This window comes from candidate division TA06 bacterium (genome assembly GCA_016235665.1).
Taxonomy (GTDB): domain Bacteria; phylum Edwardsbacteria; class AC1; order AC1; family EtOH8; genus UBA5202.
Map to the genome: position 1 here is coordinate 1 of JACRJI010000012.1, position 18,948 is coordinate 18,948.

19 protein-coding genes and 1 tRNA gene are annotated in these 18,948 nt (G+C 49.8%); 10 read left to right on the plus strand and 10 right to left on the minus strand.

Annotation, left to right across the window (positions count from 1 at the left end; genetic code table 11):
* The 9 genes from HZA73_06700 to HZA73_06740 all read left to right on the plus strand — a co-directional run.
* Positions 1 to 958 (plus strand): hypothetical protein (locus tag HZA73_06700; GenBank protein MBI5805721.1); only part of this gene is annotated, 958 nt, incomplete at its 5' end.
* Between the two features lie 12 nt (positions 959 to 970).
* Positions 971 to 1,882: a hypothetical protein gene (locus HZA73_06705; protein ID MBI5805722.1), complete on the plus strand. Its 912-nt coding sequence runs from the start codon at positions 971 to 973 to the stop codon at positions 1,880 to 1,882.
* A 100-nt stretch (positions 1,883 to 1,982) separates the two neighbouring features.
* On the plus strand, positions 1,983 to 3,824 hold the full coding sequence (locus tag HZA73_06710; GenBank protein ID MBI5805723.1) for a hypothetical protein: 1,842 nt from the start codon (positions 1,983 to 1,985) through the stop codon (positions 3,822 to 3,824).
* Complete coding sequence (locus HZA73_06715) at positions 3,824 to 4,366, plus strand: hypothetical protein (GenBank protein MBI5805724.1); 543 nt, start codon at positions 3,824 to 3,826, stop codon at positions 4,364 to 4,366. Before HZA73_06710 ends, HZA73_06715 begins: the two co-directional genes overlap by 1 nt.
* Before the next feature lie 418 nt (positions 4,367 to 4,784).
* Positions 4,785 to 5,900, plus strand: a complete 1,116-nt coding sequence (locus HZA73_06720; protein ID MBI5805725.1) for an RHS domain-containing protein — start codon at positions 4,785 to 4,787, stop codon at positions 5,898 to 5,900.
* Positions 5,900 to 6,310: a hypothetical protein gene (locus tag HZA73_06725; GenBank protein ID MBI5805726.1), complete on the plus strand. Its 411-nt coding sequence runs from the start codon at positions 5,900 to 5,902 to the stop codon at positions 6,308 to 6,310. Before HZA73_06720 ends, HZA73_06725 begins: the two co-directional genes overlap by 1 nt.
* A gap of 374 nt (positions 6,311 to 6,684) precedes the next feature.
* Positions 6,685 to 8,361: a pilus assembly protein PilM gene (pilM, locus tag HZA73_06730; GenBank protein ID MBI5805727.1), complete on the plus strand. Its 1,677-nt coding sequence runs from the start codon at positions 6,685 to 6,687 to the stop codon at positions 8,359 to 8,361.
* A 153-nt stretch (positions 8,362 to 8,514) separates the two neighbouring features.
* Positions 8,515 to 9,396: a type 4a pilus biogenesis protein PilO gene (pilO, locus tag HZA73_06735; GenBank protein ID MBI5805728.1), complete on the plus strand. Its 882-nt coding sequence runs from the start codon at positions 8,515 to 8,517 to the stop codon at positions 9,394 to 9,396.
* A gap of 27 nt (positions 9,397 to 9,423) precedes the next feature.
* A complete protein-coding gene (locus HZA73_06740; GenBank protein MBI5805729.1) occupies positions 9,424 to 10,827 on the plus strand; it encodes a hypothetical protein in 1,404 nt (467 codons plus the stop codon).
* Positions 10,828 to 11,047: 220 nt separating this feature from the next.
* Here HZA73_06740 and HZA73_06745 read toward each other — a convergent pair whose 3' ends face one another.
* The 10 genes from HZA73_06745 to HZA73_06790 all read right to left on the minus strand — a co-directional run bounded on the left by HZA73_06745 (position 11,048) and on the right by HZA73_06790 (position 18,487).
* Positions 11,048 to 11,308, minus strand: a complete 261-nt coding sequence (locus HZA73_06745; protein MBI5805730.1) for a GIY-YIG nuclease family protein — start codon at positions 11,306 to 11,308, stop codon at positions 11,048 to 11,050.
* A gap of 40 nt (positions 11,309 to 11,348) precedes the next feature.
* A tRNA-Asn gene (locus HZA73_06750) sits at positions 11,349 to 11,423 on the minus strand.
* Between the two features lie 215 nt (positions 11,424 to 11,638).
* On the minus strand, positions 11,639 to 12,043 hold the full coding sequence (locus tag HZA73_06755) for a hypothetical protein (protein MBI5805731.1): 405 nt from the start codon (positions 12,041 to 12,043) through the stop codon (positions 11,639 to 11,641).
* A gap of 63 nt (positions 12,044 to 12,106) precedes the next feature.
* Positions 12,107 to 12,421 carry a hypothetical protein gene (locus HZA73_06760; protein ID MBI5805732.1) on the minus strand — a complete coding sequence of 105 codons (315 nt, stop codon included), beginning with the start codon at positions 12,419 to 12,421 and terminating at the stop codon, positions 12,107 to 12,109.
* Between the two features lie 171 nt (positions 12,422 to 12,592).
* Positions 12,593 to 12,772: a hypothetical protein gene (locus tag HZA73_06765; protein ID MBI5805733.1), complete on the minus strand. Its 180-nt coding sequence runs from the start codon at positions 12,770 to 12,772 to the stop codon at positions 12,593 to 12,595.
* A gap of 24 nt (positions 12,773 to 12,796) precedes the next feature.
* Entirely contained in the window at positions 12,797 to 13,948 is a 1,152-nt protein-coding gene (locus tag HZA73_06770) for a DUF4097 family beta strand repeat protein (GenBank protein ID MBI5805734.1), read from the minus strand.
* 86 nt (positions 13,949 to 14,034) lie between these two features.
* Complete coding sequence (locus HZA73_06775; GenBank protein MBI5805735.1) at positions 14,035 to 14,400, minus strand: DUF2089 domain-containing protein; 366 nt, start codon at positions 14,398 to 14,400, stop codon at positions 14,035 to 14,037.
* A gap of 24 nt (positions 14,401 to 14,424) precedes the next feature.
* Positions 14,425 to 15,657, minus strand: coding sequence for an aspartyl protease family protein (locus HZA73_06780; protein ID MBI5805736.1), 1,233 nt, complete (start codon positions 15,655 to 15,657; stop codon positions 14,425 to 14,427).
* A gap of 318 nt (positions 15,658 to 15,975) precedes the next feature.
* The gene (locus HZA73_06785) at positions 15,976 to 17,397 is read right to left on the minus strand and encodes a tetratricopeptide repeat protein (protein ID MBI5805737.1); all 1,422 of its coding nucleotides are present in this window, start codon (positions 17,395 to 17,397) and stop codon (positions 15,976 to 15,978) included.
* A gap of 124 nt (positions 17,398 to 17,521) precedes the next feature.
* Positions 17,522 to 18,487, minus strand: a complete 966-nt coding sequence (locus HZA73_06790) for an ROK family protein (protein ID MBI5805738.1) — start codon at positions 18,485 to 18,487, stop codon at positions 17,522 to 17,524.
* 31 nt (positions 18,488 to 18,518) lie between these two features.
* On the opposite strand from HZA73_06790, the gene HZA73_06795 reads away from it, so the two are divergent.
* A complete protein-coding gene (locus tag HZA73_06795; protein ID MBI5805739.1) occupies positions 18,519 to 18,791 on the plus strand; it encodes a hypothetical protein in 273 nt (90 codons plus the stop codon).
* Positions 18,792 to 18,948: the final 157 nt, after the last annotated feature.

Genomic DNA, 18,948 nt, shown 5'->3' on the forward strand with positions numbered 1-18,948 from the left:
CGAAGTATCACTACGACTTTACGAAAATGACCCGTTTTGGGAAGAAAGTCATAATGATAAGATATCTTTGCCACGCCTTGTGTATCAAGGGGTTTTGCTTATTGAAGGCGGGGTCTGCTACCAAATAGTCCATACGGATTACCTGAACAGCCCCAGAGTGATGACTGATGCCAGCGGGGCGGTGGTGTGGAGGCAGGATTACCTGGCCTTTGGCGCCGATTATGGCACGGCTGCCACCGGAAACACGCATAAGTTTACAGGGCATATAAAGGACGATGCCACCGGGCAGTACTATGCCAAGGCCAGGTATTTTACTACGGGGTTGGGAAGATGGAGCCAGCCCGAGCCGCTGTTGCAGGGGGTACCGGACGATGCATTTCTTAATAAACCTCAGTTGTTAAACCCTTATATTTATTGCGAAAATAATCCTTTAAAATATATTGATCGAAATGGAAAATGGAGCGATCCAGCCAATGCTGATCAATTTATTGAAGCAGCACGTAATTTTCTAGATGTTCCCTATGGGCATGGGCAATTTCCAGACAAAGTTGATTGTACTGGACTTGTGTTTGGGGCATTAACAACACTTGATGATAATGGTATTTCTACTGAGTTAATTGACAATTGGAATACGATTGGAAACTCACCAAGGGATCAAAGCATGGCGAAAGGTATTTATGATGAAGCTAAAAGCGGTAAAAGTAATTTATCTTTTATAAATAATATTTCTGATGCAAAGCCTGGAGATTTATTAGTACAAGATAAACCAAAAGGGAGTGGCCATGTTGAAATTATCACGGGAATTAAAGATAATAAAATTACATCGATTTCTGCAAGTTCGAATAAAAATACAATGAAGGTAGTTGAAAGAAAACCGTTTAACCCCTGGGATCCAAAAGGATGGTGGAAGAAAGAACATGGTGGTACACCTAAAATTGTTAGAATAAATGAGAAATAGAAGGAGATGCATATGAATAGGGTAAAATATTTATTACCAATAATTTTACTGTTGCTTATTACATATGGATGTAATAAAAATACAACAATAAAAGAAAGTTATAAGGAGAGTATAGTAATTACTGGTGATAATGGTTCTGGGTATGGTCAATTGTTATGGTCGGATGATGAAATGGGACAACCTGTAGGACCTGTAAGTTTTGATATAAACGGTAATAGAATATTTATTATTGATAATTTAAATGAACGAATTAACATATATGACACAAATGGTGTATTTCATAAATCACTTAAGTTGATGGACTATATGAGAATTAATGATATAGCTGTCGGAAATGGTAAATATTACCTAAGATACGATAATCGCATTTTGGTTTTTGACAATCAAAATGATTTACTCGATAGTATAAAATTTAAAAAAACAGGCAGTATATCATTATTAGAATTATTAGCAAATGGTAATATCATTACACAAAATCCAGAAAATAGAGGTGAAATTGTAGGTATTGTTGATCATAAGATATTACCAATAAAGACGAATGTAGATTATTTTGTTGAGACAAGGGGGATCTATTATCTGCCGTATACTGTAAGACATAATATTTACCAACCTGACAGTTTAGTTTATTCAACAATAACCGATGATAAAATTAATATTAAATCGATAGGTAAAGTTACGGATGTTATAGGTATTGATTCCGCCAATAATATATATGCAGTTATTGGTAATGATAGTATTGATTACAATAAAATAGTAATAATAAATCCAAAAGGTATCGTGCTTAATGAGATTAACATACCTTACGATTATGTCGGACATTCTACTTGTGCACGTTCCTTTAGGGTAACACAACAAGGGGATATTTATATATTACGTGGATGGAAAAAAGAAAAATATAAACTATATAGATATTGTAAAAAATAAAAACTGCGCACTCTAGAAGAACTACGAGAACATCTACATCGCCCTGGACACCGACCAGAAGTTCGGCTCGGGGGCCTCCTGGCTGCCGGATGACATCAAGGTGAGGGTCACCGCCGACAACGCCTGGGAACGGTGCATAGTCATCTACGACGAGCAGAACTTTGGCATCTGCACGGCGGAAGGGTTCAGATTGGAGAAACTGGAGACCGCCGACGGCAAAAAGATGAAGGTGAACTACACCAGCGGAAGGAACTCCAAAGCCATCATCAAAGTGCCGGTGGCGCTTTTGGGCAACCCGGAGAAGGTCCGGTTCGTGATAGTAAGCACCATGCCGGGGGCGGCCAGTTACAAGATCTCCACGGCCTGCGACGTCCTGCCGGGGGGCAAAAAGAGCATAGACAGCCAGCTTTTGACGGCCTATAACGAGTACACCATGCCGCTGGCCCCGGGCGCGGTGCGGAGCACCACCACCACCGAGGGCTATTTGTACGACAACGACGGGAATTTGATGGCCGACCTGGACGGGGAGAAGAACATCACCAAGCGGTATGTGTATGGCCCTTCGACTGGGCTCAGGGCAGGCTTAGGCGGCAAGCATTTGGCAATGCAGATCAACAACACCGGCTACGGGCCGTACAGCAACGCCTGCGATGATACCGCCAACATCAGCATAGGAGGCGACTCCTCGCCCCTGACCTTTAACTTTACCACGGACAAGCAACAGGGGGCATTTGCCCTTCAGGTGAACGTGGGCAACCCCAGCGGAGTGGGCTGTAATGCCGGTAACTTTGGGCTTTACAACCAGGGTATAGAGGTGGAAAGCGCCAACTACGGGTATGTGCATATCTGGGTAAAACCACTTACCGCCGGTTCCTGGATGACCTTCCACGTATGGGACATAAAATATGGCGACTGGAAGACGCTTAAGGGCGACAAGGACGGGGACATGTATTACGAGGCGGACCAGGATATGGCGGTGGGGCAGTGGAACGAACTGTGGCTTAAGCTGGATAACAATAACCGGGAATGGACGGGAACCACAGTAAGATCGTTCAGCATGCATGCCAGCAACAATGCTTCGTTCATAATTGACGGGGTGTATACCTGTTCCAGGGATTGGAAGACGTTTTATTATAGTTGTGACTACCTGAACAGCCCCAGAGTGATGACGGATGCCAGCGGGGCAGTCGTTTGGAGGCAAGATTATCTGGCTTTTGGCGCCGATTATGGCACGGCTGCTACCGGAAACAGCCACAAGTTTACCGGGCACATACAAGATGGTGCCACCGGGCAGTACTATGCCAAGGCCCGGTATTTTACTACGCAGCTTGGCCGGTGGAGCCAGCCGGAACCGTTGTTGCAGGGGGTACCGGATGAAAACTATTTAGAGTATCCACAGATGTTGAACCCTTATGTTTATAGTCTTAACAATCCTTTAAAATATATTGACCCAGACGGCAATCAGGTATTTGATAAAGTTGAAGACTTACAAAAAGCAGGTGAGGCGGCGGTAAATAACCCTGCACTTGTCAGAAATGAAAAAACAGGAGACACCTACTGCAATACAGCTGTACAACAAATTGCTAAAGTTGGTGGTGTTGAAGACTACGCGGGCAATGCGAATGTTATTGCGAATAAACTATCAGATCCTAAATTTGCTACAGAAGTCAGTGATGCAACTGCTGCAGATTATGCGAATAAAGGTGCAGTTGTGATTGCAGCTGCGCCAGAGAAAACAGGTCGCGGTCATGTGGCCGTGGTGGCACCAACCAAAGAATTGCAATACAGTGGAACTTTTAAGAAATCAGTGCCGTTAATCTTTAATGTGGGTGCAAAAAATAAATTAGTTAAAGTATCTGAAGGGTTTCGCTCGAAAAACCAACCTAAGTATTACATAAGAAACGTTGATAAGAAAAAAGTTGATGAAAGAAAGGATCAATAATGAAAAAATATATTACTATCATTTTATTGAGCATTTTATTGATAGGATGTGCTCAAAGCAATAAGCCCAGTATTTATATACGTGGCTTAAAGGGGGATATATCCATATATAAAAATGGTGACTATATTGTTAAATATGGTGATTCAACGTCAGTTTTAAAAAATGTTAGAACATTTTTATGGTTTAATGAAGAACCTTATTTTGCACTTGATGATGGAAGAATAATGAGATGGAATGTTTTGGTGGCTGATAATTCATATAATTTGCAAAAAGTGTGGGATAAATTATATTTTATTCAACAACACGGTTCTGGTGCGGAATGGGAAGAAACATCTTTGCATATTATATCCCAAGATGGAAATATTAACCAAATAATGTTACGAAAAGGTAAAGAACCTATAAGTACTGAAAATATTGGTGTATTTAACGAAGGTTATATAGTTGAGTATTCATATGATAAATTTGGTATTGCAGATACTTTTGGGCAAATAATATCTCTTTATGCATGGCCCAAAAAAGTTACTGGGAAAAGCGATAAATAATACTTTGCCCCGCTCCATGCGGGGCTTTCACTAATCGCTCTTTGCGTTCTCATTAAAACAAGGAAATGGTCAAGCGGTATCTGTATACTCCCGGAGGCAAGAGCCTGTCGAGGGGCAGATCAACAACACCGGCTACGGGCCGTACAGCAACGCCTGCGACGATACTGCCAACTTCTTCCGGGGCGGAGACAGCTCACCCATCTCTCTGGCGATAGAAACTACCGACAAACAACAGGGCGCGGCCTCGGTGCAGGTGAACGTGGACGCTTCGGGCTACGGCAACTTTGCCTTCCCGGACCAGGGAATATACTTCTCGGCCGGCAACTACCGCTGGGTTCACATCTGGGTAAAGCCTCTTACCGAAGGCTCGTGGGTCAGCTTCCATTGCTGGGACAGCACCAAGGCCGGCTGGCGTGACATGAACGGAGACAAGAACGGGGACAAGCTGTTTGCCGCCAATGAAGACCTTCAGCTTAACCAGTGGAACGAGCTGTGGGTAGACCTGGATAAGAATATTCAGGGCTACACCGGCGGCACGGTAAGGGGCGTGCACATGCACGCCAGCCCCGGGGCGGTGATCAGGTTTGACGGGATATATACCTGCTCCCGCAACTGGAGCACGTATTACTACCATACGGATTATCTCAACAGCCCCAGAGCAATGACAGACCAAAGTGGGGCGGTGGTGTGGCGGCAGGACTATCTTGCTTTTGGCGCCGATTACAGCTTAAGCGCCACCGGCAATACCCATAAGTTTACGGGGCATATAAAGGACAATGCCACGGGGCAGTATTATGCCAAGGCCAGGTATTTTACCACGGGTTTGGGCCGCTGGAGCCAGCCTGAGCCATTGTTGAAGGGGGTGCCAGGAAAAGGGTTGTTAACTACACCACAGCTATTGAACCCGTATGTGTACTGTAATAACAACCCGCTCAAGTACACAGATCCCGACGGGAAGTGGATTGCCCCCGTACTTGGTGCAGCAATAGTTGGCATAGGTATTGACTATGCGATGCAATGGCGTGCATCAGGTAAATCTTTTAGTGAATATTATAAGAGCGGTGAATATAGTACAAAAAGGGCGGCAATAATTGGTGGTTCGAGTTCTGTAGTCGCTGGTGCTGGTGCTTTGGCAGGTGTTGCACAGGGTACATTAGTCGCGAAGGCTTTGTTCGTTGGTTCTGTAGGTGCGGCTACAAGCATTAGTAAACAAGCTGCATTAGGTGAAAACCCAAGTTCGAAAACTGCCGCAATTTCTGGTGCAACCAGTGCAGCTGGCTATTGTGTCACTTCTGGCGTATCTGCTTTAGCAAATCAAGTGTCACCACCCACTTTTATAACACAACAGCCGATAGTAAACCCAAATGGTGGTACCGCAGGTTTTGAAAGTGTTTGGAACTCCACTCCAACAACTTCTGTTTTAAATGAAGGCATTAAAGCTGCAGGTGATGTCACGGGTGAGGTTATACAGTCCGTTGTCGAACAAACAACAGAGAATAAAAAGAAAGAGGATAATACGGGAGGAGGTCAATAATGAATATCTATGCTAAAACAAGCGACATTGTACGGTGGAAATATTCTTATCAAATCCTGTATTTTATTGCAGCATTAAATGGTTTGGTAGGTGTGCTATCAATATTTATTACGTCTGAAATATTGATAACATTAGGAGGAAAATTTGTAATATTTTCTAGTATTTTGTTTGCATTGTTGGCACTATTTATACACAAAAAAAAGAGCAATGTTGCGGCTTGGATAGCAACCATATGTTGGTCTATTGAGATATTATCTACCATTGTTAGTGTCATATGGCTCAATAAGGAGATCTTTTTTGTCGGCATATTTATGAAAATATTTATTTTATATTATATCGCTGGTGGAATTGGTGCAGTAAAGCGCATAAGGAACGCCGAGCCTTTGGTGGCAACAGCAAGTCCGAAATAAAAACATAGAGTTAAACTTCAGAAACGCAAAACCCCGCTGTAATCAGCGGGGTTTTTATTTGGTATCTCTTTAGGCCCGGCTAATAGCCGGGTTTTCTTTTTTAACTGCGGGCGGCCTGTTTTACCTGGCCTACTTTGAGCTTTTCTCTTTCCAGGAAGGTGTCCAAAAACTGTACAATCTGCTTGCGCTCCTTGGCTGGGAGCTTTTCGAATTGGCTCACCCTGCGCCATAGCCTGTTGTCACGGTTTTTTGGCGTGTGTTCTATTTATCCATTCCCAAAAATTGATCGGTAGTAATGCCCAGTGCTTTGGCTAATATCTGCAATAGGCTAAAATCAGTTTGACTTACCCCCCAATATTTGCTATATTTACGCTATGTTCACCGCCTTTTTCCCCAAAAAATACCTGGGCCTGGATATCGGCAATTCCGCGGTCAAGATCGCCGAGGTGGCGGTTTCCCGCAGCCGGATCACCGTCACCCGGCTGATCAAGGCCCAACTGCCGCCCCAGGACCCGGAACAGCACCGTGACATGGTCCCGGTGGCCCAGGCTCTATGCGACCTGGCCCAAAAGCACCAGCTCCGGGACAAAGGGGTCTATTCCAATCTTTCCGGGGCCTATGTGGCCTCGCGCTTGTTCACCCTGCCGGCCATGGCCCACCACGAACTGCTGGCCTACATCCGCAGCCATGCATCTGAATATTTTCCGGCCAGCGTCAAGATCAACGAAGTGGAGTTCGACTTCCATCTGCTTAAGGAGGAGTTCAAGGAGGGCCAGGAGTCGGTCCAGCTGATGCTGGCGGCCGGGCGCAAGAAGGCGGTAATAAGCCAGCTGGAGATGATCGAACAGGCCGGGCTGCTGCCGGCAGCGCTGGACGCCAGCTCTCTAAGCCTGCTGAACTCATTCGTAGCCCACCCGGCCATGCTTACGGGAAAGCCGCTGGCCATAATTGACATCGGGCATTCCCTGACCAAGGTGATGGTGGTCAAGGACCAGATGGTGAACTTCGTCACCGAGGTCGCTCTGGGCGGCGATGCCATTACCCGGGCCATCGCCCAAAAATATTCACTGGAACACCAGCAGGCCGAGGATGTCAAACTAAAACTCTCGCTCCTGGCCAAGATCGAAGACGAGGATGTGATCACGATCGGCGGACAGCGGATAAATGCCAGCGAGATTTATCAGACGGTCCTGCCGGTGATGAAACAGCTGGCCGGCGAACTGCAGAAGGTGCGGAGGTTCCTTTTAATTGACAAAGCCTGGCAGTTCATGCTGCTTACCGGCGGCGCCAGCCGCAGTTTCGGATTGAAAGATACGCTGGAAAGCGAACTGCTATGTCCGGCTGATATGCAGGACACCATAAACGGACTTGAGATCGGTCCGCCGCTGAACCAGGAAGTTCCGGAGTTCAGCCTGGCCATAGGTCTGGCTCTGAAGGCTATCCGGCCCTTTGTCAACCGGATAGACCTGATCCCGGCTTCCGAACGTTTAAGGGTGGAAGACAAGATGATCGTTGCCGCCACAGGCAGGTTTGCCAAGGCTTCCGGGTTGGCTCTGGCTGTGATCTCGGCCGCTTTCCTTCTGGCCTGGCTGGGATCGGGCTATGTCTGCCGCCGGACGGACCTGAAATTCAAAACGATTTCCACCGAGTGGCAAAAGGCCAAACAGTTGAGGGACATCAACGCCGAGCTGTTGCGAGGGAGTGAGATCCTTAACGGCATACCGGCCCAAAGGGCCGGCCTGGCCCCGGCCCTGGCCGACCTGTCCCAAAGCGCGCCCCAAAACCTGTGGCTGACGGCCCTGGATATCAAGGGGCGGATGCAGCCGGGGCAGGAGGATGAAGCCGATATCTTCACTACCGTGCAATGCCGGCTGGCCGGATATTCCATAGCGCAGGAACAGGTGCTGTCCCTGGTCAAGTCGTTGGAAAAGTCAAAGGTCTTCGAAAAGCCGGAGTTGAAATACCTGGAAAAGATCGGGGATAACGCCACCGGCAGCCTGCCCGGCACGGCCGGGAATTACAAGTTCGAGATAACGGTCAATTTGAAATAGAACCACCAGGGCCGTCCGCGAAAAACACGCCACCGCCTGTGGCGGGGTGCCTTTAAGACGGCAAAAAGATGCGAAATCAGGATTTATTATTTCGGATATTTAGCGTATTTCGCAGGAAAGTGGTTTATCAAGCAGAAACAAGGAACTGAATAATTGTTAGAACTCATAAAAAATAAGTACGCCCGGTACCGGCCGTTCCTGAGAACCTGGGCCATCATTGGACTGGGCCTGGTGCTGTTCTGCCTGCTTGCGGTCAGACCGCTTTACACCAGAGCCGCCAGGGGCCTTGGGCGCTGCTATGGCCTGCAGAGGCAATACGCCCAGGCTATGGGTCTGATATCCAAAATGCCGGAGATCGAGACCGAGAACGCCAAGCTGGCCTACTTAGGCTGGTACGGGGCCGATGGCGGCCCCCAAAACCAGATGCAGTCAAAATTATTGGCCTCCCTTTTGGAGACAGCCCAAAAAAGCCAGATAGAATTTCTGTCCCTGCGGCCCTTTGCCCTGCGGGAAGAAGGGGATTATTATCTTTTACCTTTCAAGCTGGAGCTGAGGTCCCGTTACCATTCCATCGGAAAATTTCTTTCGCTGCTTGACCAGGGGACCTGTCTGGTCAAGGCCGACGGCATCAGGATGCAGGGTGAAAAAAGCGGGGCTCCGCTGATCTCGGCCGAGGTGGAGGCCCGGGCTTATTTCATCAAAATGAAATTTACCGCCGCCGGACTAAGACCCAAAGCCGGCAAATATGCCGGAGACTCCGGCTTTGTATATAAAACGCAGAACCGGGATCCCTTTGTCCCCAGCGGGGCCACCGAGGACATGGTGGCCAGAAGCACCGGGCCAAGCTTTAGGCTTAAGGGTGTGGTCTGGGAGCCAAACAAGCCTTTGGCGGTTATCATGGACGCAGCCGGGGTAACCTTTATGCTGCGCCAGGGGGAGACTATGGGTACGGACAAGATCCTGGCGATAAAGGAGAACGGGGTGACATTAAGACGGGCTAACGGGACCAGGTACGAGCTTAAGACCTGGGAATGATCCGTGATATCAAAATACCAAAATAGGATGCATGATTCAACCCGGAAGAATTATTCCGGGGATTTTTTTAGGCTTGGCCCGGCCGCCGGACAAAAGGGCATAGCATTGATCTCGGCCATATTAGTGGGATTTATCATCCTTTCTCTTGTCCTGGCCTGGAGCGCTGTCATCCTCAGCCGGGAAAAGGGGGCTACAAGGGAACAGAAACGCTTTCAGGCCAGGTACACGGCACTATCAGGGTTAGTGAAATCACGGTATAATATATCACGCGGAGCCTGGGCATTTAAACCCGGCAATCCGGAAAAACACAAGGAACAGGTCTTTCTGGAAGGCGGTGATTGCGAGATCGAACTGGGACAGGAAGCCGGTTACTATAAAATAACCAGCACCGGGATATATAAAGGCTCCCGCCAGAAGGTCACAGCTTTTTACGGGCTGAATCCGGACTCGGCTTTCCCCTGCGCCTTGATGACCTCGGACCCCAGAGGGGTGATACTCAACTCCGGCTGTCAGGTGACAGGAGATATTTCCGCACAGCAACCGCCTCAGAACCGGGGCGGTTCCTGGCAGGGAAATTACAAAACGGGAGTGGATTTCCCGGTTCTCAACGCCAAGCCGCTGGATAATTATATCGCCTACTGCCAGGACATTTTGGCCAACCCCCACCGGGCCGGGGTCGAGCTTTTTTCTCCCCAGAGCTTCAATGGTAAAAATCCTCTGCCGGACAAAGAAGTGATATATGTCAACGACAATGTCCTGTTCTATGGCGATGACAGCGATTCCATTTTAACCCTGAAAGGGCCCAAGACTATAGTCAGCACGGCGGACATCCAGGTGTCGGGCTGGATAAAGCTGGATGGTTTTACCCTGATCGCCGCCGGCAAGATCACGCTTTTAGACAATTCCTCGCTTTACAATTCAGTGCTTTTTTCCAATCAACAAGTGGATGTAATTGATGAAGCGGTTTTTGGGGGAATGATACTATCGCCAGCCGATATCAACTCCGGGGGATCCTCAGTGGTCAAATCTGGTTCAGTCATATATTCATCCGGCCAGCCTAGGGGAAATATCAGGTTGTATGACAATGTCAAGGCCAAGTGCAGCATTATTTCTTCCAGCAGCGATACACTAAGTGGCGTGCATATATTGGATGAAGCCGCGGTAGAAGGTTTTATATACAGCCAGTACAGGGTGGAGATAAACGGAACTGTCCATGGTCCGGTGGTGGCCGGAAAATTATACAAATCCTTTGCCGCCCCCCCGGATAATCAGTTGAGCGGGACAATCGAACGCAGGATGGGTCAGGGAAATGTACCTATGCCCGATTTGTTTAATTATGGCTCAAAACTCGGATGGTTGAAGGAGATCAATCCAAAATATTTAAACCCCATGAAAGAACAAACTGCACAAAGCGGGATAGATGGCTTGTAGATATTACTCTTAGCGGTCATTGACCATGTACACTCGAAAAAAAGCCCATAGGACATAGTGCCTGTGGGCTTTGGTATTTAACAGGTGCTTAAATACAGGAGTTATTTTAACCGGGTTTCCGCAACACAAAGGGGAGAGCTACTTATGCTAAGTGGCTCTCCCCTGCAATATCTGGCTCCAGCGGTAGGGCTCGAACCTACAACAATCCGCCTAAGGCGGATTAACAGCCGGATTCAATCTTGTTTTTAATAAAAGTCCTCCCTTTTCCACTTTTAAGAAAGCGTTCTCTTTTCACTGCTTCCTGTCTGGAGGCGTATTGTTCCGAATAAACCAATAGCCAGGGGCCTTGATTGCGTTTGGTATAAAGGGTAAGCCGGTTGGCCGGGTCGTTGTGGTAAGCCAGGCGTTTCTCCATATCCGAAGTTTGCCCGGTGTATGTCTTACCGGTGGTTCGGCTTCGTATCAGATAAACATAATACATAATGGTAAAGCCGCATAATTACTATGCGGCCTAAGTATTCTGGCTCCAGCGGTAGGGCTCGAACCTACAACAACCCGGTTAACAGCCGGGAGCTCTACCATTGAGCTACGCTGGAATTAAAAAGAATTACCTACAACAATCCGCCTAAGGCGGATTAACAGCCGGGATCTCTATCCGCCAGAGGCGGACTACGCTGGAACACAAGTACTAATTATATTTTATTTTCACCCAACTGTCAAGCCGTTTTTCAATGGTTATCAAACAAAACCCCGGGGCTAAAATAGGCCCCGGGGTTCTTCCGCGATTCAAAGAACGCGAAGGCGGCCGGGACTATTCCACGTAAACTTCCACCTTCTGGCCGGACTCGTCATCCTCCACGTCCACCATCTTGTACTGCCCGTTGACCGCGAACTGGTCGAACAATTTCTCGATGTCCTCAAAGCTTTCGGCGTTCAGCTTTATTCCCTTGGATTCCATCTGGGCCTTGGCCTCATCGGGCATCATCATGGAGAATTTGCCGCCCAGGCTGCCGGCTATTTTCAGCAGGGTCAGGGGGACGGTGACCCGGACCTTCGGTTTGTCCGCTCCTTTTTCGAAGACCCGGACTTTCAACCAGCGGGCCTTGCCGTTGGCCCCGCCGGGGGTGTCCATGGCGGCCATAAGTTTGGCGGCCTCTTCGGCGGTTATCTTCTTGTCTTCCACCATTTTCAATATGCGCAGTCTGTCTTCTGACATGTTCTTTCTCCTTTTACTTCTACGGTTGGTCGGGGTGGGTTTTAAACCCACCCTTACTATTTACTACAGGTTCTTCAGCCTCTGGGCGGCCTCTTCGGCCGACATCTGCCCGCTTTCCACCGCCTTTAGGATCTGCTCCCGGGATTGTTTGTCACCCTCGCTCTCCAGTACCGAACCGTTGTTCTTGGACTTGCGCCAGACAAAAGAGTCTATCACTTTCATCACACCCCAGGCGATAAGCAATATCGGCCAGTCACGGGAAAAGGAGAAATGAAAGGAATAAAGCCCGTAATTGGAAAGCAGCAGCAGGGCGCCCAAGGCGATCCAGAACAAAGCCCACAGGATCTTGCGGGGACGGTTTTGGTAATAAACGAACATTTGACCTCCTTGTTATGATTTGGTTTTAAGTAACTATTAAGCCACAAAGACACTAAGGCACTAAGCCAAGTCGTGAATTGTAAATATTGTTTCTTGGTGCCCATTCGGCACAATTTACCACGCCAGCATCTACGGCTCAGGGTAAACTTTGGTGGTAGAAAAGAAACTGTTTTAAATTGAATCGATCAGCTTGGACAGGCCGATCACGATGAATATCACCGGCCAGTCCAGCTTCAATGAAACGGCAAAGGGCAGGACCTGGTGATTTGCCAGCAGGCTGACGACGCCCAAGGCGATAAAAACCCCGGCCCACAGGATCTTACGCAGAACTTTGCTGGTTGATTTTTCCATTTTCTTTCCTCTCTATGTTTACTGTTATGATATTGTTATGTCGCCGCTGACGGTTTTGACGTTTAGGCTCCCCCGGCCACTGCCCAGGTTTCCCGATAAACTGCGGTTGCTTTGGCGGAGATCTTTCAGGCCCATCTCGCAGTCAATGTCTCCGCTGACGGTGGCAGCCTCGATGGCCGCCGAGGAATCAGCGCCCAGCCCGACCGATACATCCCCCGAGACGGTGTTGATGACCGCTGAACTGCCTTCGGCCACCGGACCCTGAAACTGAATATCGCCGCTGGTGCTGCGGATCTTCATTTCACCGGCCCTGTCGGCCTTGATGTCGACGTCCCCGCTGACCGTCTGCCCCTGAATGTTTCCCGACAGGGAGATGCTGGCGTCCCCGCTGACGGTCTGGAAGGACAGGCTGCCGGAACAACCATTGACCACGATGTCGCCGCTGGCGGTGTTGATCTTCAGGACTGTTTCAGTACAGCCGTTGACTTCGATGTCGCCGGAGGCGGAGGAAAGGTTGCTTTCACCCCGGCATCCAAATATCTCGATCTCTCCCGAGGCGGTGTTGAGCCGGCAGCCATTGAGCAGGTTTTGAACCGAGATCTCTCCGCTGGCCGAGGATATCTCGGCGGCAATGTTTTTCGGCATCACAATGGTGAAATCAACCTTGGCCCGGCGCTTCTTGGTCCAGGGCGGGCCGTCCACTTTGATCTTCAAAACCCCATTCTCGGTTTCGGTGCTGATGTCCAGGGATTTGAGTTTTTCCCTGGCTTCGTCCCGGTCCTCGGCCCAGACCTGGATGTCGGCCGTGATGGTGATCTGGTCTGTCTCGGCGCCGGTGATCTCAAAGTCGCTGCGGGGCTGGTTGATGGATATGGCGGTGATGCCGGCAGCAGGCACTACGATCTCTTTTTCCTCTTCAGCCTTTTCCGAGCCGTGGATATCATCGATTTCTATGTGAATGTCCTTCAGGCTTTCCCGGACCCCGGCCATGGCTTCGGCCACTATCCTTCCGGGGTTTATCTGGCCCAGGGTCTCGTGCAGGTCGGAAGCATCCTGCCAGTGGTGGTGCCGGTTTGGTTTACCCTTGTTCAGGGCCGAGAGCAGGGAGTCGGCTTCCTTGGAGCTGATCCTGCCGCCTTCCAGCATCTTCAGTATTTTGATGGTTTCTTCGGACATGGTGGGCCTCCTGTTGGGGCGGGTTTTAAACCCGCCCTTACGGTTATTGGTTGGGGCAGGGTATCAACCCGCCCTTACTTATTCTCTTACTTTCCGGCTTGGTCCAGCAGCTCCACCGCCTGGGCGGCGCTGATCTTTCCCGCTTCCAAGGCCTCCAGCACTTCCGAGCGGCTCATCACTTTGGCCGCCTGCCCGGACAGGGCGGCGATGGCGTCGTCCAGCTTGTTGCGGACGGTGGGGTATGATATGCCCAGCCGGCTTTCCACTTCCTTGATGTTGCCCCGGGAGAGGACAAAGGTTCTGATGAAGTCCAGCTGGTCTTCGCTCAGGCTGCCCAGAGGGGACAGGGGGAACTCGCCCCGGACGGTGGTGTCGCAGCCGGAGCACCGTAGTTCCGAGATCTGCATGGAGCCCTGACAGGCCGGGCAGGTGTTTGGTGTTTGTTTGGGCATGAATCGTAATCCTAAGTTTAATGGTTAGATCATTCTTTGCAGTTTGAATTTAATCTCCAGCGTCTGCTCTCCGCGCCTGACAGCCAGGGTGATCTTCTTTCCGTCATGCCGGAACAGGTCCTTGGCCTGGCTTAGGGATACTTTGCCGGCTTCCTTGCCGTTGATCGAGGTGATCAGGTCGCCGGTCTGGATGCCTGCCTTCTCGGCCGGGGAGCCGGGGGTGACCGCCAGCACCTGGAACCCCCTGACCGGCTGGTACTGGTCGATGATGAAAGTCCCGCACATGTCATGTTCCATGGTCTTTTTGAAATCCCGGTTGGGTTCCAGGATCATTAATTTGTTGGGGTAGTCGAAGGTTACAGTGAAGCGGCGCATGATCTCACCTCCGAAGTTCCCCTGGCTTACCTGGCCCACAGCCTTGGCTATGGGGTCTTCGGTCTCCCCGGCGGCAGCTTCAGGCATCACGGCCAACGGAAATTCGAGAGGGGTCCGGCCGAAGGAAACCGATTTCATTCTGCCCACCACGCCGCCCATTCCCGAGCCGGTGATGCCCATGGTAACGGTGTTGGGGATGGTGGTCCGGCAAAGGTCCGGAATGTTTATCTGCAGGGGCCCTATCGCTCCGGTGTCGATCAGCAGCCGGATGTCCCGGGGTTCGCCCTTCTCCGGGTCTATCCGGACGGTGATCACCGGCCAGTTAAGGTCCGGCGCCAACTCGAACGGCACCTGTTCGCCCTTGCCTTGGTATCTGAATTCTTTCGGATCATAGAAACAAATCCTGGCCCGGGCGTAGTCTATCTTGAAAACGAAGTGTTTGATGAAGTCGTAGCCCAGGATACCGGCGATGGGAACACCGGCGAAAGGCGACAGCATGGCCAGCGGCTGAACCTTGCCCGTCTGGCCCCTGGCCTCCAGCCCCGGAAGGGAGAAGGTCAGCCCGGACAGCTGGCTGTAGGAGGCTCCGGTCCGCTTGGATACCTGGCGTTTCGAGAGGTCCAGTCCTATGCCTGCGGCGAAGGCGGAGTCAATGACATTGAAGCCGGCCCCGGTGTCCAAGATGAAAACGGCTGGTTCTGAACCGTTGACGCGGACCTGAAGGCAGATCAAATTATTGGACAGTTCAAATGGTATGTTCATGGCACTGTTTCCCTGATTGAATATTACACCGGTCATTTGGGCCTGCTTTGTTTCAAAAGCAACAAGCAAGGATCCGATCATCATGATGCAAGATATTAAGATGATTTTGATATTTTTCATTTTCAGCCTCCTTGATTATTGGACAAAATTCTGGCCGGGCAGATGCAAGTAGCGGCAGATCATTTCTTCCCAAAAAAGGAGTCTTAGGGCTCTGATCTTTTCGGGGCTGAGTCCGTTTCCAGACTCGATTATTTGGAACGGGCTGTTCATTGGTTTTTCCTCCATGAAAGGTTGACGATTATCAATTGTTCCAATTATAACAAAAATAATTGAAAATGTCAAGAGGCAACTTAAAAATATTAATATAATAATTAACAATGTTAATATAATAAAAAACGACCCTCAGGGTCGTTTTTTAACTAATTATTACATAATGATTTAGGAATTTTTGTCCAACAGCGATATTTTTTGTTGATATGACAGGTTCATCGTTTTCTCATATATTTTATGATATAAGGCCAAAGCATTTTGCCGGAATTCCGCATTTCCGGTAAAAATGAATTTCTGAAAATTAAGCTCTGCCTGCTCCCGGTCGCCGAACGCCAGGTCCTCGATCGCCGAAAGATCCGGGGCGTTTCCAACCTGGTTCCGGCGGTGGGACGCCAGGATATTCAAGAGACTGGTTTTGAACACTATTTCCTTGCTTTGGATCTCCCGGGCAATTTCCAGGGCCTTGGAATTCAATCTTTCCGTTTCTTCGAAACTCTCCCGGTCATAATACAGTTCGGCCAGGTTGTGGAGGGCGTAGCATAAAAAATATTTGCTGTTTATTTCTTCGGTGATCTTGATGGCCTGCTGGTAGTAATCTATTGCTTTGGTATGATCACCTCTTTGCTTGCAGTAATTCCCCAGATGGCCCAGCACCCGGCCCTGGTCCTCCTTGTTCCCCAGTTCTTTGGCCAGTGACAAGGCAAAGTTGAAATATTCCAGGCTTTGTTCATACTTTCCCTGGTTAAGGTAAACCGTTCCCAGGTTGTCGCTGGCCAGGATCAGTCCCTGCTTATCTGCCATCTGCCGGGAGATGGCATGGTACTTGTCAAAGCAGTCCAGCGCGTTGATGTAGTCATCCAGCTCAAAGTATATGGTGCCGATGTTGCACAGGGCGTAGCTTTCCATCTGGAGATTTCCCAACTGGCGGGCCAGTACCAGATACTTCTGGGCATACTCCATGCTTTTCTGGAATTCGCCCCGTTCCTCATAGATCAGTCCGATGTTCCCGACCGAGGCCACCATCGATTCGGCGTCGCCCATCTCCCTGGCCAGGGTCGCCGCCCGCTCATAGTATTCAATGGCCTTGTCGTAATCGCCCATCTGGTAATATATGATTCCCATGTTGCCGGTGGCCCGGCAGACCGTGCCCCGGTTGCCGTTATGCTCGGCCAGTTCCAGAGCCTTGTCCAGGCATTCCATGGCCTTGGGGTAGTCGCCTTGGTTGTGGTAGATCTCGGCGATACCGTCGTAGGTGTGTCCCAGGCCTTCGGTGTCGCCGTTTCCGGTCTGGATCTGCTCCGATTCCCGGTAAAGCTCAAAGGCCTCGTCATAATTTCCCATGTTGGTCAATAACTGGGCCAGGCGGTTCTGGGTCTCGGTCAAATAGCCGAGGTGGCTGGTGTTCTCCAGCCAGGCCAGGTTGCTCTGGAAGACCATCTCGGCGTTCTCCCATTCTCCCAGTGTCTGCAGCAGGTCGGCCTTTTTGTTCAAAAGGGCGAAAGGCCAGTACCCTCCGGCCGCCGAGGAGTCCAGGCTGGCCAGCCACAGGCTGGTCACTTTGTATCTATGTCGGCTATTGTCAAATTCCATATAGATATTTCACGTTTACCGGGGCAGACAGGATTTACATGATTTTATTTTTTCATCATTCTATATTCTATTTATCAGAACCTTAATTTAAATCCCGTTAATCATGTTAATCCTGTCTATGGTATTATTTTTTCTTCGCCAGCAGGGCTGCGCCGATGGCTCCGGCCCAGGGTCCCAGTTTGGCCGGTTTCACTTTTATTCCGAGGATATTGAAGGGCATGGCCCGTCGTTTCATTTCCTTAATGGCCGGATCCAGGATATAGTTTCCGGCCTGGGCCACCCCGCCGCCGATCACTATGGTCTGGGGATTGAAGATGTTGGTGTAGTTGGCCAGGCCCACCCCCAGCAGGGTCCCGGTCTCGGCCAGTGCCCTTATCGCGGCCGACTCGCCTTTTTTGGCTTGGTCTGAAATGTCAGCTACTGTTATTTTTGATTTTTGATTTCTTGCCCTGAGCGGGGCCGAAGGGTTGGTTTTTGAAATAAAACTGCCATAGCGCGCTATGATGGCGTTTGCCCCTACCATTGCTTCCAGACACCCTTTGTTTCCGCAGAGACAGCGGGGTCCGTCGTATTTTATGCTGGTGTGTCCCAGCTCTCCAGCGCCCCCGGTGGAACCGCGGTACAGCTTCCCGTCAAGCACCAGGCCACCGCCCACCCCGGTGCCCAGGGTCAGGCCGACCACATTCTGAAATCCCTTTCCCGCTCCGCAAAAAGCCTCGGCCAGCACAAAGCAGTTGGCGTCGTTGTCTATGGTCAGGGGGATCTTCAATCCCGGCAGTTCTTTTTTCAGCAGGCGCTCCAATGGCACAGCATTCTGCCAGCCGGGAAGATTGGGGGAGTTGCGGACGGTTCCCCGGTTCACCAGGCCGGCCGAACCGATGCCGATCGACCGCACATTCATCTTGTTTACCGCGGCCCAGGCCAAAAGATCACGGATAGCCCCGGCCATGGTGCCGATCACGGCACGGGCCCCGCGCCGGGCGGCGGTGGGGCCCTGCAGCAGGTGGACGGTTTTCAGCGTTTTGGCGTCCAGCAGCACACCTTTGATGTTGGTGCCGCCGAGATCAAGGCCTATTAAGGCGGTTCTCATAAGTTTCTCCAGGGTGAAAAAATAAACCATTATGTTCTTTTTCTTTTTTGTGCCGCCAACTAAGAAAAAGAACCAAAAAGAAAAAAGCTCGTCGCTGAAAACTCTCCTGGCGCTGCGCTTCTCGTTGCTGGCGTGCTTGTCTGAACTCGGGCTTTGGCCAAGCCCTCAAACAGGAGCAGACAAGCTTTTTCCGCCATCAACTGCGATGCTCACTGATCGTTTTAACGCGACAACCGGGGTGGGTATCTGTGAAAAGATATATTTTATTGTTTTGTTTACCAATAAAACCCCGCCTTTAACATAGCTAAAAGAATAGCATAAAACCAATAATTTAGCAAGGCGGTAGGGTGCCCGTTTAACATTGTTTCTGTAATGAACAGCTTTCGGGGATCTTGCTAAAAGGCAAGAGAACTGGTGCTGCTTAAAACGCTGTTTCAGTCTGCATTTTTTATTGACTTTAC